Source organism: Dyella sp. OK584 (genome assembly GCF_057787755.1).
Genome location: NZ_CM173542.1, coordinates 949,260 through 963,420 on the forward strand (window position 1 = coordinate 949,260; position 14,161 = coordinate 963,420).

The window sequence follows — 14,161 nt, forward strand, 5'->3', positions numbered from 1 at the left end:
CCCGGGAGAAGGTGCCGGTCCCACGGGGACTTCCTTCGTTCGCCGACGGGAAAGGGGCTACACCGTCGCCGTCTTCAGACCACAACGCGCGGTCGGAGAATATCCTCCAGCCCGATGCGTCGCAGCAGCTCTGCTCGCACGCGATCAGCCATGCCATTGACGATCTCGGCGCCGTCCTGCGAGGGATCGATATGCACGCGGAACGGACGTTTGCCGAACGGCGTGTCGACCACGGTCACGATGGCGTCGGCCACCGCCTGGGGATCGGCATCTTCCGGTTCCAGCGCAGCCAGTCCCTTGAGGGCCACTTCGCTGAAATCGGACGTCGGACCTTCCGCATACGCTTTCGCGACGGCTTCGTCCGCCGGCGCACCGGCATGGGCGAAATGGTTGGTGCCTTGGGTGAACGCGCCGGGCACAACGATGGATGTCTCGATACCCCAGCGTGCCAGTTCGCCTGCATAGCTTACCGCCAGCGCATCCATGCCCGCTTTGGCGGCGAAGTACGGCGAGAGATACGGGGGCGTGCCACCGCGCGTGCTGCTCGAAGACACCCACACCACGAGGCCGCGACCTTGCTTGCGCAGCTGCGGCAGCGCAGCGCGGTTCACCCGCTGCGTGCTCAGCACGTTGACGTCATAGAGCGCGGCGAACTGCTCAGGCGTAAAGGCTTCGGCCGGCCCGTAGGACATGTGCCCGGCGTTGTGCACGACCACGTCCAGGCGACCATGCGCGGCGATGATTTGCGCGATGGCGGTGTCGACCGATGCCTGCGAAGCCACGTCCATCTCGATAGCGCGCAGATCGATACCGTGCTCGCTCGCGTACTGCTGCATCTCGGTGACGCGAGCAGCGTTGCGTCCTGCCGTTTCGCGCATGCCGGCATAAACCGTATGGCCCGCATGGGCAAGGGCGCGCGCCGTCATCAGGCCAAAGCCGCTGGACGCACCAGTAATCACTATGATGTTGTTCATGAGGGGATCTCCGGGGGAGCGCGGCGGCGCTCAACAGCACCGCCCGTAAAGAGGAAAAGTCAGACGAGGCCACCGTTGGCACGCAGCACCTGGCCGTTCACCCAGGCGCCGTCCGGGCCGGCGAGAAAGGACACGACGCTGGCGATGTCTTCGGGCTTGCCCAGACGCTCGAGTGGAGCGGCTTTCGCTAGCTGGTCGATCGCTTCCGGTGTTTTGCCCTTGAGGAACAGGTCGGTCGCGGTCGGCCCCGGCGCCACCGCATTCACCGTGATGGAGCGGCCGCGCAGTTCCTTCGACATCACGTGCGTCAGGGCTTCGACGGCCGCCTTGGTGGCGACATAGACGCCATAAGTAGGAAAGTTGAGGCCGACCACGCTGGTGGAGAAATTGACGATGCGGCCGTCCGCGCGCAGGCGCTTGCCGGCTTCGCGCAGGGTGTTGAAGGTGCCCTTGAGATTCACCGCGATGGTGCGGTCGAACAACGCGTCGTCGCTGTCGGTCAGCGGCGCCAGCTGCATGATGCCGGCGTTGTTGACCAGTACATCGACACCACCGAACGCGGTTTCGGCCGCGTCGAACATGTGGCGCACCGCGGCCGGATCGGCCACATCGGCCTGGGCCGTGACGGCACGGCCGCCGGCAGCCTCGATCTTGCTGGCCAGCGCCTCAGCCGAAGCCGCCTCGCCGGAGTAGTTGATGACGACCGTAAAGCCGTCACGGGCCAGGCGTTCGGCAATGGCGGCACCGATGCCGCGGGAAGCGCCGGTGACGATGGCGACCTTGGAAGTAGTGGCTGACATGGGAAGCATCCTCTGAAAGGCCCGGCCTGATGCCGGTGTGTTCAAAGGATGGACTTTTCCCTTTAGCGGATAATCTGCTGAAATCCGGCAACATCATTCGGATAACAGGAACAATGCCGTGGACAAGGTCGACGCCATGCAGCTGTTCGCCCGCATCGTGGAGCGACGCAGCTTCACGATGGCAGCACAGGACCTGGAGCTGCCCCGCTCCACCGTCACCGACGTGGTGAAACGGCTGGAGGCGCGACTGGGCGTCCGGCTGCTGGAACGCACCACGCGCCAGGTGCGGCCAACCCTCGACGGCGAGGCCTACTACCAGCGCTGTCTGGCCATCCTGGCCGAGATCGAGGAGGCCGAGGCCGCGTTCACTGGTGCCCGCCCTAGCGGCCTGCTGCGTGTGGATGTCCATGGCACGCTGGCCCGGCATTTCATGATGCCCGGCCTGCCCGGCTTTCTTGAGCGTTATCCCGATATCCAGCTGCGCATCGGCGAAGGCGACCGTTATGTCGACCTGGTGCGCGAGGGCGTCGATTGCGTGCTACGCGTGGGCAAACCCACCGACAGCAGCATGATCGGCCGACAAATCGCCACGCTGCCGGAAGGGACGTTTGCCAGCCCGGCCTATCTGGCGCGTTACGGCATGCCGCAGGCGCCAGACGACCTGGCGTCGCATCACATGGTCGGCTTTGTTTCCTCCGCCACCGGCAGCGTGCTTCCTCTGGAATTCATGTTCGACGGCTCGTTGCGTCACCTCACTTTGCCGCTCACGGTGAGCGTGGCGGGCGCAGAGCTCTATGTCGCGGCCGCGCAGCAGGGTCTGGGGCTGATCCAGGTGCCTCGCTATCGCGTGCAACCCGACCTTGCCGGCGGCACGCTGGTCGAGGTGCTGCCGAATTACCCGCCGTCGCCAACGCCCGTGTACGTGCTCTATCCGCAGAACCGGCAGCTCTCGCCGCGCGTGCGAGTGTTCATTGACTGGATATCTGCTGAATTCGCGGCGCGACTGCCTGCTGCGGCTGGCTGACCAGCTCGACCTCACGAGCAACTGGCGCGATCGCCGACCCGACACGCGGCAACTTTCCGATGGGCACCCGGCCGCTGGACCGGCAGCCTGTGCGGATGAGCATCCGTGAATGGCCTGAGCTGGAACGACCCCGGGAAAAACTGCTGGCACGCGGTTGTGGAGCGCTGTCCGACGCCGAACTGATCGCCGTGCTGCTAGGCAGCGGCGTGCCCGGCAAGGATGCCATTGCCCTTGGTCGGGAACTGATCGGCGTTAGCGGCGGCCTGGGCGCGCTGTTGGCCGACCCCGCCGGCGCCGTGCGGCTGCGCGGCATCGGCCCGGCCAAGCGCGCGCGCCTGATCGCCGCGCTCGAGCTGGCCCGTCGCTCGCTCGCCGAACAACTCGCCGAGCGCCCTACCCTGGGTAATCCGCGCGACAGCGGCGACTACCTGCGAGCCCAGTTGCGCCACCTGCCTTACGAAGTCTTTGGCTGCCTGTTCCTGGACAACCGCCACCGCGTGCTGGCGTTCGAGGAACTGTTCCGCGGCACTGTGGATGGCGCCAGCGTCCACCCACGCGAGGTGGTACGCGCCTGCCTCCGGCACAACGCTTCGGCCGTTATCTTTGCCCACAACCATCCATCGGGCGTGGCCGAACCCAGCCCTGCCGATCGCGCCATTACCCGCGAACTGCGCGACGCCCTGCAGCTGGTTGGAGTGCGGGTGCTCGATCATCTGGTGATCGGCAGCGGGGAGCCGGTGTCGATGGCGGCACTGGGCCTGCTCTGACGTAGCGGAACGCGAAAAGAACAACGGCGCGGGGGGAGATCCGCGCCGTTTGGCCGTTTGTGGGGAGAGATAGAGAGAAACGGCAGTCTCCCGTCCCCATCAGCGGGGAGGTGCCGGGGGGACCAGGAGAAGTGTGGCAGTGCCGCATGACAGACGCATGACGTGGGTTGGCGGTCTCGGCGCGCCGGTGCTCGATGATGAGGCTCAAACACTTATGCACATTCGGCCTGCGACGCCCAGTTCCGATGGATAGCTCTCATCACATTTAGATGTACGTCATAATCATATGATCTGAAACGATATTTTTCATGACAATACGATTTCCGCCGGGAAATAGGCGGACTGCCCTTCGGGGGACCGGCGATTCCCCACAGAGTTATCCACAGATTTCTCCCCCGCAGCGCAGCACGCCTCCAGCCATGGCGGATAGCCGGTTCCCCCAGCGTCGGTCTGTTAGCATTACGGGTTCCATCGTCGCCAGACCAACGCCGTGAAAGAACAGCTGCGCGAACTGCTGCTGCAGGCCATTCGTACCCTGCAGAATGACTCCACCCTACCCGCCGACCTCGAAGTGCCCCACTTCGTGATCGAGCGAGCGCGCAGCCGCGAACACGGTGATTTCGCCGCCAACGCCGCCATGCTGCTGGCCAAGCCGGCGCGCGCCAAGCCGCGCGATCTGGCCGAGAAGCTCGTGGCTGCCCTGCCCGCCAACACCTTGGTGGGCAAGGTGGAGATCGCCGGCCCAGGCTTCATCAACTTCTTCCTGGCGCCCGGCGCCTACCACGACGAAGTGCGCCGCATCATGGCCGAAGGCGACGTGTATGGCCGCGGCAACAGCGGCAACGGCGTGACGGCGGGCGTGGAGTTCGTTTCGGCCAACCCGACCGGCCCTCTGCACGTGGGCCACGGCCGTAACGCGGTGCTGGGCGACTGCCTGGCGCGCCTGCTCGACGCCGCCGGCTGGAAGGTGAAGCGCGAGTTCTACTACAACGACGCCGGCGTGCAGATCCACAACCTGTCCATCTCGGTGCAGGCGCGTGTGAAGGGCCTGTCGCCGAACGACGCCGGCTGGCCCGAAGACGGCTACCGTGGCGACTACATTGCCGACGTGGCCAAGGGCTATCTGGCGGGCGACAGCGTGGATGTGGAAAGCCACGTGGTGGTCGGTGCCAAGAATCCGGACGACCTCGAAGCCATCCGCCACTTCGCCGTGGCTTACCTGCGCCGCGAGCAGGACCTGGACCTGAAGGCCTTCGGCGTCGGTTTCGACACCTATTTCCTGGAGTCCTCGCTCTATACCGAGCACAAGGTGGAAGAGACCGTGCGCGAACTGATCGCCCACGGCCACACCTACGAGGAAGGCGGCGCGCTGTGGCTTCGTTCCACCGATTTCGGTGACGACAAGGACCGCGTGATGCGCAAGTCCGACGGCACGTACACCTATTTCGTGCCGGACGTGGCCTATCACCTGTCCAAGTGGCAGCGCGGCTACGTGAACGCTGTGACGGTGCTCGGCTCCGATCACCATGGTTCGCTGGCCCGCGTGAAAGCCGGCCTGCAGGCGCTCGATACCGGCATTCCCAAAGGCTGGCCGAACTACGTGCTGTACCAGATGGTGACGGTGATGCGCGGCGGCGAGGAAGTGAAGCTGTCCAAGCGTGCCGGCAGCTACCTGACCCTGCGCGATCTCATCGAGGAAGCCGGCCGCGACGCCACGCGCTACTTCCTCATCGCGCGCAAGGCCGACTCGCAACTGGTGTTCGACATCGACCTGGCCCGCTCGCAGAGCAACGACAACCCGGTCTACTACATCCAGTACGCCCATGCGCGCGTGTGCAGCGTGCTGCGTCAGGCTGGCGAGAAAGGGTTCACCTTCGATCTGCAAAATGGTCTGGCGCAACTGGTGCGCCTGGACAACGAGCACGAGCAGATCCTGTTGACCGAGCTTTCCAAGTATCCGGAGCTGGTCGAGACCGCCGCGGCGAACCTGGAGCCGCACCTGGTCGCCTCCTGGCTGCGCGAGCTGGCGAACGCGTTCCACACCTACTACAACTCGCACCAGTTCCTGGTGGACGATGCGAACCTGCGCGACGCCCGCCTCGCGCTGATCGTGGCGACGCGCCAGGTTCTGAAGAATGGTCTTGATTTGCTGGGCTTGAGCGCCCCGGAGAGCATGTAAATGGCAGCACGCAAGGGCAAAGGTCGGCAAGCCGTCCGCAATAGCAGCGGTGGCATGCCGGGTTGGGGTTGGGCTGTCATCGGCATCCTGATCGGTGCCGTGTTGATGTTCGCCATGCGCGGACATCTGCCGATGGCGCCGCACGCCAGCGACGGCCCCCAGCCGAACGCCCAGGCCACCGCACAGCACGGCAGCGATGCGGGTGCCGCCGGCACCGAATCGACCTCGGCCAACGACAGCGCGCCGACCCCGAAAAAGCCGCAATACGACTTCTATTCCGTGCTGTCGGAGAAAGAAGTGCGGATTCCCGATGCGGTGATCAGCGCACAGGCCAAGGCCGAGCAGCAGCAAAAGCAGCAGGCGGCCCAGCAGGCCGCGCAAGCACAGGCGGCCCAGCAGCAGGCCTCAGCGCAGAAGCCCACGCCGGCTGCCGTTACCGAAGCCGTTACCGCCGCTCCCGAGTCCGCCGTGAAGGCGCAGGCGCCTGCCACCGCCAACGGTTACCTGTTACAAGTGGGCGCGTTCCCGAGTCCGGCCGATGCCGAGACGCTGAAGGCCAAGCTCGCCATGCAGGGTTTCGTGGCCAATGTGTCGCCGGTGAACGTCAACGGCCAGACCTACAATCGCGTGCGCCTGGGCCCGTTCCATTCGGCCACCGAACTGGAAGGGGCCAAGCAGCGCCTCGCCTCGGCAGGCATCAATGCGATTGCGCTGAAGGAAGGCAAGTAAGCCAGTCCTCGCATCGCATGGAAGAAAAAGGCCGCGCATTGCGCGGCCTTTTTTGTGGCGTCGGGCGGAAGCTCAACCCTTGCGCTTCAACCGGATCAGCCCCGAGATATCGTCGTCGCCATAACCCTGACTCATCAGTTCGGCGTAGTCGGCCAGCGAGCGTTCGATCACGCTGCGGTTGGTGCCGGCGCTTTCGGCGATACGACGCACGATGCCCAGATCCTTGTGCAGCAGGCCAAGCTTGAAGCCGACGCTGAACTCGTTGCGCAGCATGGTGGCGCCGCGCTTTTCGAGGAACCAGTTGCCGGCAGCGCCAGCGCCCAGTGTGGGCAGCAAACGTTCGGGATCGAGGCCGAGCGCTTCGGCCAGCGCAAGGCCTTCGCACACACCCTGCGCGATACCGGCGACCAATACCTGATTCACCGCCTTGGTGGCTTGGCCGGCGCCGACGTCACCCAGGTGCGTGACGCGCAGTGCGTAGGCTTCCAGCACCGGGCGAGCGCGTTCGAGCACGTCGGCATCGCCACCGACCATCACCGAGAGCTTGCCGTTCCTGGCACCTTCCACGCCGCCGGATACCGGCGCATCGAGGAAGTGCGCGCCGACAGCGGACAGACGCGCCGCCGCCTGCTTGGCGGTGTCCGGCGCGACGGTGGAATGGTCCACCACGATGGCGCCCTTCTTCAGGTGCGGCGCGATCGCATCAACGGTGCCGAGTACGTCGGCATCGGCAGTGACGCACAGCGCGATCACATCGCACTGCGCTGCTATCTCCGCCAGCGACGGCGCGGCCACATCGAGTTGCTTCGCCACTGCATCGGCATTGGCCTGCGTGCGACTGGACACTGCATGCAACAGACCGCGGGCCTTGAGATGTCCGGCCATCGGCGTGCCCATGGCGCCGAGTCCGATGAATGCTGCCTTGAGAGTCATGGATATTCCTGGTGGATCAGTCTTCACAATGAACGTCGTGGGTGACGAAGGGGTGTTCCGCATCGGGCCGTGCAAACCATTGCGGCTCGCGCAGCGTGCACTGCATGTCGTCCGTGCCGCTCTTCCAGTGCTGCTGCATGCTGCCGAAGCTGAACTCGTAATCCTTGTAGTGCCGTTCATACGGCTTGTTGCGATAAATCAGATGAAACAGGTTGACCAACGCTCCGCCGGCGTAGATCTCGGCGCGACGATAGGCCGGATCGTTGCGCTGGTCCTCCGGCACCAGGGCCATCAGCTCATTGAGAAGGCGCTGCTGCTTCTGGCGCATCCCCATGAATTCGGTGATCAGGCGCGTGCGGCTTGAATACTGGATGTCTTTTGCACGCGCCGTCACTTCGGCGAGGTCGCGCGGTACTTCGCCGCGCGCACTCCACAGATCCACCTGAAAGATCAGCGAGTCGAGGCCTGAAGCATCCGACAGCACCTTGTACAGCGGCGTATTGGAGACCATGCCGCCATCCCAATAGAACTCGCCGTCGATCTCCGTCGCCGGGAAACCCGGCGGCAATGAGCCGGACGCCATGAAATGCTCGACCCGCAACTCGCCTTCGGTGTTGTCGAAATAGGCGAAGTTGCCGGTGCGAATGTTCACTGCACCAACCGACACTCGCATCGCGGTTTTGTGATTGATCCGGTCGAAGTCGACTAACCGTTCCAGCGTTTCCTTGAGCGGCGCGGTGTCGTACCAGCTCGCGGTCGTGGGCGATGCACGCCAGGGCAGCAGCGGAAACGGGCGCGGCACGAAAAAGCCCGGCTGTCCTTCGACGAGCGCGCGCAACGCGGCCCAGCCGCTCAGCCCGTTCTGCCACGGCAATTCCCACGCTCCTGGATCGAGCGGCGGCGCGAGCCATACCGGCAACAGCGGCGGACGGCAGATGGTTTGCCAGAACTCGCGGAGCCGTTCGACGCGATGCTTTGGCGGATTGCCCGCGATGATCGCGGCATTGAGCGCACCGATGGAAATGCCGGCGATCCAGTTGGGATGGATGCCGGCTGCGTCCAGCGATTCGTACACGCCGGCCTGGTAAGCGCCCAGCGCACCGCCACCCTGCAATACGAGGGCGACGGTGCGGTAGTCGCGCTTGATCGCTTTGGCGAACGCTTCCGGCGAAGGGTTGTGCTTGGCAACGTCCATGCGTGCTTACTGCATGTACCAGCCGTGGCTGACCACGATCGACTGACCGGTCAGCGCGGCCGAAGGGAACGCGGCGAGATACAGCGCGGTCTGCGCGATGTCCTCGACCGTGGTGAACACGCCGTCCACGGTGTCCTTCAGCATAACGTTCTTGATCACGTCGGCCTCGCTGATGCCAAGCTCCTTGGCCTGCTCGGGAATCTGCTTCTCCACCAGCGGCGTGCGCACAAAACCCGGACAGATCACGTGCGAACGCACGTTGTGGGCCGCGCCTTCCTTCGCCAGCGTGCGCGCGAGACCCAACAAGCCATGCTTGGCGGTGACGTAAGCGGACTTGAGTTTGGACGCTTCGTGCGAATGCACCGAACCCATGTAGATGACGATGCCGCCGCGATCATCCTTGTACATGTGCTGGAGTGCGGCCTTGGTGGTGAGAAAGCCGCCGTCGAGATGGATGGCGAGCATCTTCTTCCAGTCGGCAAAGGCGAACTGCTCGATCGGATTGATGATCTGCACACCGGCGTTGGAGATCAGGATGTCCAGATGGCCAAACGCAGCCACCACCTTGTCGGTGCCGGCGTTCACGGCCGCTTCGTCGGTCACGTCCATCGCAATGCCAATGGCCTTGCCACCGGCTGCGTTGATCTCATTGGCCGTGGCATCTGCCGCGGCCTGGTTGATGTCGGCGATGGCCACCGCCGCACCATTCTTTCCATACAACTCGGCAATCGCCTTGCCGAGGCCACTGGCCGCGCCAGTGATGAGTGCCACCTTGCCGTCGAGACTTGCCATAACCACTCCTGCATCGATGGGGAACGGGGGAAGCAGAAACGAAATCAGGTTGTGGGCTGTGCTACCTGATCGTTGTTGACGACACAGGCTGGCACAGCTCTTGGGCGCGCATCCATGCGACCAATGGACAGCTTGAACGCGCCTCCGCCTATTCGTCATTCCTGCGAAGGCAGGAATCCAGTGACTTCATGCGCCGGAGAGGCGCTGCATCCCTGCCTTCGCAGGGATGCAGAACAGCAAACCGGCGGCGTCTCGCACGCTCAGCGCACGCCCTCGGATAGATAGGTATAGCCAGTCAAACCTTCGTTCAAGGTGACGAACAGCTGCTCGGCAGCGTCGCCCTGCACGCCCGCCGCGGCAATACGCTCGTGATAGCTGCGACGCAACGCCTCGAGGTCGTAGCCGACGTAGTCGAGCATCAGGTCGGTGGTGTCGCCACGGCGCTTGTGCGCGAAAACATACGAATCGCCATCCACGCGCACATTCACCGCGTCGGTGTCACCGAACAGATTGTGGATGTCGCCCAGTGTCTCCTGGTACGCGCCGACCATGAAGATGCCAAGGCGATAACTCTCGTCTTCCTTCAGCGCATGCAGCGGCAGGCTCACGTCGACGCCGTCGGCATCGACGTAGTCATCGATGCGCCCATCCGAATCGCAGGTGAGGTCGACAATCACGCCGCGACGCGTGGGTTCTTCATCGAGACGCGCGATCGGCGCGATGGGAAAGATCTGATCAATAGCCCAGATGTCGGGCACCGATTCGAACACCGAGAAATTGACGAAGTACTTGTCGACCAGCTTCTCGTCGAGTTCATCGAGCGCCTGACGATGCGAGCGCTCGGCCGGTAGCAGACGTTTGCGCACCTCGTTGGCGATGGCGTAGTACATGTCGTCCAGTCGCGCGCGATCATCCAGCGTGAGCTGGCCCAATGCGTACAGCGTCTGGCCTTCGGCGAGGTGATGCTGGGCTTCGTGGAACAGCTCCAAAGGGGGGCGCGTGTCCAGTTCTGCCCAGGTTTCGCGCAGACGACGCAGCACGGCGGGCTCGTGATCGTGCGCGGAAGGAATGTTCCCTTCCGGCACCGGTTCCACTTCTGTCACGTTCACCACCATCACGGCGTGATGCGCGGTCATCGCGCGGCCAGCCTCGGTGATGATGTGCGGCGCGGGCAGATTTTCCTCGGCCACCGCTTCGGCCAACGATTGCACGATGGTGGCGGCGTATTGTTCGATCGAGTAGTTGATCGAGTTGTGGCTGCGCGAACGCGAGCCTTCGTAATCCACGCCCAGGCCACCGCCGACGTCGACGATGTCCAGCGGCACGCCCATGCGCTTCAATTCCACGAAGTAGCGCGTGGCCTCGCGCATGCCGTTGGCGATGTCGCGCACGTTGGAAATCTGCGAACCCATGTGGAAGTGCTGCAGCTTCAGCGTGTGCTTGAGGCCGGCCTGGTCGAGGCGTTCCACCAGGGTCAGCACCTGGCTGGGCGAAAGACCGAACTTGCCCTTGTCGCCGCCGGTGTTCTGCCACTTGCCGGCGCCGATGGAGGCCAGGCGCACGCGCACGCCGAGCAGCGGCTCGACGTTGAGCGCCTTCGCTTCGGAGAATACGTGGTCAAGCTCGGACAGCTTCTCGATCACGATGTGCACGCGCAGACCGAGCTTGAGCCCGATCAACGCCAGTCGCACGTACTCGCGATCCTTGTAGCCATTGCAGATCACAATGCTGCCGGGGCGTGCCATCGCCAGCACTGCCATCAGCTCGGGCTTGGAGCCGGCTTCGAGGCCAAAGCCATGCTCGCCGGCAGCGACCAGCTCGCCGGCCACACCGCGTTGCTGGTTCACCTTGATCGGATAGACGGCCGTATAGCCGCCCGCGTAGTTCCACTCGCCGATGGCCTTGGCGAAGGCGCTCTGCAGGCGCTTCAAACGATCGGCAAGAATGTCCGGAAAGCGCACCAGCAAGGGCAGGCGCAGACCTTCGGCGCGGGCGCGGTCGACGATGGCCGGCAGCGACAGCGCCGGGCCGTTGGCGCCGTGCGGGCGCATCACGATATGGCCAGCTGCGCTCACATCCACATAGCCGTCGCTCCAGTGCGGGACGGCGTAGGTATGACGGGCAGCATCGATGTTCCAGTGCTTCGACATGGAGGGCTCCTTGTGCAACGGGCGTGTAACACCCTGAACATGTCGTCGCAGCGGCGAGCCTTGACGAATGCAAAGTCAGCCGGCCGGAAGCCTCGCACGCCGCGGGGCCGGGCTGACTCGGCGGACCGCGGGCAGCATTGCGCGGCGGTCCAGACGACTATTGTAACGGCCTCTTGTGACAATGTGCCGGCTGCCGAGGCCGCCTCACAACGGGATGTCGACGCGGGTTCGGCTACAATTCCCGCTCTTTGACCCTCTCGTTTGTCAGGAACGCTCCCATGTCGCAGCACCCCAGCTGGTTCACCGAAGCCCACCAGGCCTCCGGCTCTTCCATCGGTTATCGCGTGGAGAAGCTGCTTCATGCCGAGAAAACGCCGTTCCAGACCATCGAGATCTACCAGACCACCGACTGGGGCAATCTCATGGTCATCGACGGCTGCGTGATGCTGACCAGCCGCGACAATTTCCTCTATCACGAAATGATGACCCACCCGGCGCTGTTCACCCATGCGCGCGCCAAGCGCGTGGTGATCATCGGAGGCGGTGACTGCGGCACGCTGCGTGAAGTGCTCAAGCACGAGGAAGTGGAGCACGCGGTGCAGGTGGAGATCGACGAGCGCGTCACGCGTCTGGCCGAGCAGTATTTCCCGGAGCTGTGCGAGTCCAACAACGACCCGCGCGCCGAGCTGCTGTTTATCGACGGCATCAAGTACATGGCCGAGGCCGAGCCCGAGTCGCTGGACCTGATCATCGTCGACTCGACCGACCCGATCGGCCCGGCCGAAGGCCTGTTCAACGCCGCCTTCTACGCCAGCTGCTACAAGGCCCTGCGCCACGGCGGCATTTTGGTGCAGCAGTCCGAATCGCCAATCGCGCACCTGGAGCTGATCAAGTCCATGCGCTCGGCCATGCGCACCGCCGGCTTCAGTGCAGTCAAGACGCTGCCGTTCCCGCAGCCGTGCTACCCCACCGGCTGGTGGAGTTGCACGATGGTTCGCAAGGGTGGTGACCTGGCCGGCTTCCGCGAGCGCGGCGCCATCAGCAAGAACTTCCCGACCCGCTACTACAACGCCGACATCCACAAGGGTGCGCTGGCGATGCCGGAGTTCATGCGCGAAGCGCTGGGCGAATAAACCTGTTCCCCTGAAATCGGGCCCGCTGCCGGCGACGGCGGCGGGCTTTTTCGTTTCAGAACAGCGTTTGGCGCGCCTTGGGCATCAGCACCAGAACCAGCGTGGCGAGGGGTCCAAATACCAGGGACAACAGGAACCACAGCAAGCCACTGCGGTTTTTACCCTGAGCCAGGCCTGCGTTGATGAGGGCCAGCGTGCCCCAACCGACAAACCACGGCGCGGCGCGGCCATCGGCCAAGAAAGAAAAATCGTTCACTACTGGTCTCCTGTGCTGCGCAGGATGAAACATCATCCCGGGGCGTCGCGAAGCGGCCATGCTAGCAAGGCCGGACACTTTCTCCCTGCCCGTCGCGTCCGGTGGATCAGGCGAGCTTAATGCGGGAACGGTATGCTGACCGCTTCGCTTTGGAAAGGATGACCCGATGCTTGGACGGCTCCCGCTCGTGCTCGGACTCGTTTTTGCCGCTTTGACCGGTCCGGCGCTCGCCGCTACGCCACCGGCCAAGACCAAGGCCACCACCACTTCGCGCGTCGACCCGCAAGTAGTTGCGCGCCGCCAGGCGCTGCTAGCCTTCCAGAAAGACCTGGTGAGCGTCATCGCCCCCCAGGCCGCTTCCGTCCCGCTGCTGGGCGGCGCGCTGCTGGCCCGGCCGCTCACCGACCAACCCGACTTCAACAGCTTCCATGCCCTGATCGATCGTGCCACGCAGGCGCCCGACGCCGGCCCGGGGAGCAACTGGGTACGCCTCGGCGACTGCGATGCCAAGGCCGACGGCTGCCCCAACACCGACGCCATGGACAAGCTCGTTGTACAGGCCCAGGACAACGCCGCCGTGTGGCTGCTCAAGCTGGGCCAGGACATGCGTGACGACAAGAAGGACGCTGCCCGCGAAGACCTGGCCAAGGCCGCCTCGGCCAAGCTCTATGACGACTACACCGGCACCAGCCTCAAGGCGCTGGCTACCACCGTCACCCTGCTGCCGCCGCCACCGGCGGTGATCAATCCGCTGTCGGCCACCGGCGCGGTTGGCGTGCAGGTGATGATGGTATTCGGACTGGCCGAAACGCAACCGCAGCCTGGCCTGCAGGCCACCTCGCGAGTGTGCGAGGAAGGCAGCGACGACGCAGCGCTCAAGGCCGATTGCCTCAAGCTGGGCAAGCTTCTGGAATGGGGATCCAGCCCGCTGGCCCGTTCGCTGGGTCTGCACCTGCGCGAAGTGCTGGCCGACGATCCGGCCCAGCAGGATGACGCCCGTCGTGCCCGACGCAACCTGGTGTGGCAGGTAAAGAGCTTCGCCCAACTGGCGGCGCGCGCCCAGGGTGAAACGGCCCTCGCCCAGCATCTGCTGTCGCTGGCCCGCTCGGGTGGCACCGAGATGAGCCTGATGCTCACCGCCCTGCATGACTACAACATCGTCGTCGATGCACCGGCCGACTGGGAGCCGACCAAGTCAAGCTGACCATTACGCTTGCCTCGCCGCCCCG

General features: G+C 64.5%; 13 protein-coding genes. 6 read left to right on the plus strand and 7 right to left on the minus strand.

The genetic code is table 11. The features are described 5' to 3' along the window. Positions 1 to 74: 74 nt before the first annotated feature. Both AC3CBN_RS04190 and AC3CBN_RS04195 read right to left on the minus strand, forming a co-directional pair. Positions 75 to 974 carry an SDR family oxidoreductase gene (locus AC3CBN_RS04190; protein WP_488635562.1) on the minus strand — a complete coding sequence of 300 codons (900 nt, stop codon included), beginning with the start codon at positions 972 to 974 and terminating at the stop codon, positions 75 to 77. A gap of 59 nt (positions 975 to 1,033) precedes the next feature. Next, entirely contained in the window at positions 1,034 to 1,774 is a 741-nt protein-coding gene (locus AC3CBN_RS04195; protein ID WP_488635563.1) for an SDR family oxidoreductase, read from the minus strand. A gap of 118 nt (positions 1,775 to 1,892) precedes the next feature. On the opposite strand from AC3CBN_RS04195, the gene AC3CBN_RS04200 reads away from it, so the two are divergent. From AC3CBN_RS04200 to AC3CBN_RS04215, 4 genes are all read left to right on the plus strand, one after another. Continuing rightward, positions 1,893 to 2,798: a LysR family transcriptional regulator gene (locus tag AC3CBN_RS04200; protein WP_488635564.1), complete on the plus strand. Its 906-nt coding sequence runs from the start codon at positions 1,893 to 1,895 to the stop codon at positions 2,796 to 2,798. A 95-nt stretch (positions 2,799 to 2,893) separates the two neighbouring features. Beyond that, positions 2,894 to 3,565 carry a RadC family protein gene (gene radC, locus AC3CBN_RS04205; protein ID WP_488635565.1) on the plus strand — a complete coding sequence of 224 codons (672 nt, stop codon included), beginning with the start codon at positions 2,894 to 2,896 and terminating at the stop codon, positions 3,563 to 3,565. 490 nt (positions 3,566 to 4,055) lie between these two features. After that, a complete protein-coding gene (gene argS, locus AC3CBN_RS04210) occupies positions 4,056 to 5,744 on the plus strand; it encodes an arginine--tRNA ligase (protein WP_488635566.1) in 1,689 nt (562 codons plus the stop codon). Further along, a complete protein-coding gene (locus tag AC3CBN_RS04215) occupies positions 5,745 to 6,473 on the plus strand; it encodes an SPOR domain-containing protein (protein WP_488635567.1) in 729 nt (242 codons plus the stop codon). Between the two features lie 72 nt (positions 6,474 to 6,545). On the opposite strand, the gene AC3CBN_RS04220 is transcribed toward AC3CBN_RS04215, so the two are convergent. The 4 genes from AC3CBN_RS04220 to speA all read right to left on the minus strand — a co-directional run bounded on the left by AC3CBN_RS04220 (position 6,546) and on the right by speA (position 11,543). Further along, a complete protein-coding gene (locus AC3CBN_RS04220; protein ID WP_488635568.1) occupies positions 6,546 to 7,406 on the minus strand; it encodes an NAD(P)-dependent oxidoreductase in 861 nt (286 codons plus the stop codon). 16 nt (positions 7,407 to 7,422) lie between these two features. After that, entirely contained in the window at positions 7,423 to 8,601 is a 1,179-nt protein-coding gene (locus AC3CBN_RS04225; protein WP_488635569.1) for a DUF3734 domain-containing protein, read from the minus strand. A gap of 6 nt (positions 8,602 to 8,607) precedes the next feature. Continuing rightward, entirely contained in the window at positions 8,608 to 9,393 is a 786-nt protein-coding gene (locus AC3CBN_RS04230; RefSeq protein WP_488635570.1) for a 3-hydroxybutyrate dehydrogenase, read from the minus strand. A 260-nt stretch (positions 9,394 to 9,653) separates the two neighbouring features. Beyond that, a complete protein-coding gene (speA, locus tag AC3CBN_RS04235) occupies positions 9,654 to 11,543 on the minus strand; it encodes a biosynthetic arginine decarboxylase (protein ID WP_488635571.1) in 1,890 nt (629 codons plus the stop codon). 278 nt (positions 11,544 to 11,821) lie between these two features. On the opposite strand from speA, the gene speE reads away from it, so the two are divergent. Continuing rightward, a complete protein-coding gene (speE, locus tag AC3CBN_RS04240; RefSeq protein WP_488635572.1) occupies positions 11,822 to 12,676 on the plus strand; it encodes a polyamine aminopropyltransferase in 855 nt (284 codons plus the stop codon). Positions 12,677 to 12,731: 55 nt separating this feature from the next. On the opposite strand, the gene AC3CBN_RS04245 is transcribed toward speE, so the two are convergent. Next, positions 12,732 to 12,932 (minus strand): antitermination protein NusB, encoded by a 201-nt coding sequence (locus tag AC3CBN_RS04245; protein ID WP_488635573.1) that lies wholly within the window; start codon positions 12,930 to 12,932, stop codon positions 12,732 to 12,734. A 166-nt stretch (positions 12,933 to 13,098) separates the two neighbouring features. Between AC3CBN_RS04245 and AC3CBN_RS04250 the strand changes: the two genes are divergently transcribed. Then, positions 13,099 to 14,136, plus strand: a complete 1,038-nt coding sequence (locus tag AC3CBN_RS04250) for a hypothetical protein (protein ID WP_488635574.1) — start codon at positions 13,099 to 13,101, stop codon at positions 14,134 to 14,136. Positions 14,137 to 14,161: the final 25 nt, after the last annotated feature.